The sequence below is a fragment of the Pseudovibrio axinellae genome, from assembly GCF_900110875.1.
In the GTDB taxonomy this organism is placed as follows: Bacteria; Pseudomonadota; Alphaproteobacteria; order Rhizobiales; family Stappiaceae; genus Pseudovibrio; species Pseudovibrio axinellae.
Map to the genome: position 1 here is coordinate 1 of NZ_FOFM01000090.1, position 1083 is coordinate 1083.

Here is a 1083-nt window from a genome sequence, read left to right on the forward strand (position 1 = left end):
GTAGTGACAAACACGCGGCCCGAATCGAAACCACCCTCACCCATCAAAATATAATTAACCAAGAAGCCAATACGCCCTCGCAAATTAGTTTGGATGTCTTCCCACTCAGCCACTATTAGGCTTGTTTGGTCCCCAAATTCTTGAAGAGCCCACAATCTGAGGACGCCGCTTGTATCTCCAACGCTGTTGAGCCCATATTTGCAGGTTCTTATTATTCCAATCTGATCGATATCTTCAGCACTCGACACCTCAATGTGAGCTAAGACTGGTGCAGGGAGACACAGTAGCGCTAGCAGCACGATGACAATTTTTCTCATTTTTTGCTTCCTAACTGATTCCAGTTACTTCGATTTCCGGACTATCTCGATGTGCTCATTGGGCAAATGTGCCTTACCTAGCTTTCGCAGAGCCCTCGAGCTATTAACGCTCAGTTTTCCTGCCTCTAGCAATTTCGTCTAATAGGGTGTCAGGCATGCACCGCTATCGATATTTGATGCGGGAAAATAGCAATAGCGGAAGATTGCACAACTACGCAGAAGTTGAATGATATGCCTTGGACTACTGGTCCACATTTTTTCGAACCCAGTTGATTTGCCTTGAACTCTTTTTGCCTAAGCCACAGCCAAATCCATGTGCTCTTCAGCAAACTGAACAGTGTCAGCAATTACGCTGTTACCCAGCTCAATGACCCTCTCGACAAGGCGCGCTGCGCCGACGCTGTGCATGATCTCCTTCAGGTCGCGGTAGGAAAGCGAATAGCGAACGTAGAAGAAGACGGCATACAGGGGCCTTGTTGCAGGGGTCGCTCAGTGTCTGTAATTAGAAGGCTTGTTCGTCTTCATAAAGCTATCCGATGCCCCACAAATTCAACGCCAGCCGTCGTCACAAATTTGACAAGAAGAAATATCGTGTCACGAACTGGCGTGCCTATAACGAAAGTCTTCGTAATCGTGGTGATTTGACGATCTGGGTCAACCGTGAGATTGGGAAGGAGTGGTCAGCGCAGCGCCGGACCACTCGCGGAGGGCAACGCAAGTATTCTGATTTGGCCATTGCGGCGTGCCTGACACTGCGTAGCGTGTA

2 protein-coding genes are annotated in these 1083 nt (G+C 48.8%); one reads left to right on the forward strand and one right to left on the reverse strand.

The window, feature by feature from the left end:
- Positions 1-317, reverse strand: a 317-nt coding sequence (locus BMZ51_RS24435; protein ID WP_208979647.1) for a hypothetical protein, incomplete at its 3' end; no start/stop codon positions are given.
- Between the two features lie 536 nt (positions 318-853).
- Between BMZ51_RS24435 and BMZ51_RS23845 the strand changes: the two genes are divergently transcribed.
- Positions 854-1083: transposase (locus BMZ51_RS23845; protein ID WP_175485065.1), on the forward strand; the 230-nt coding region annotated here is incomplete at its 3' end.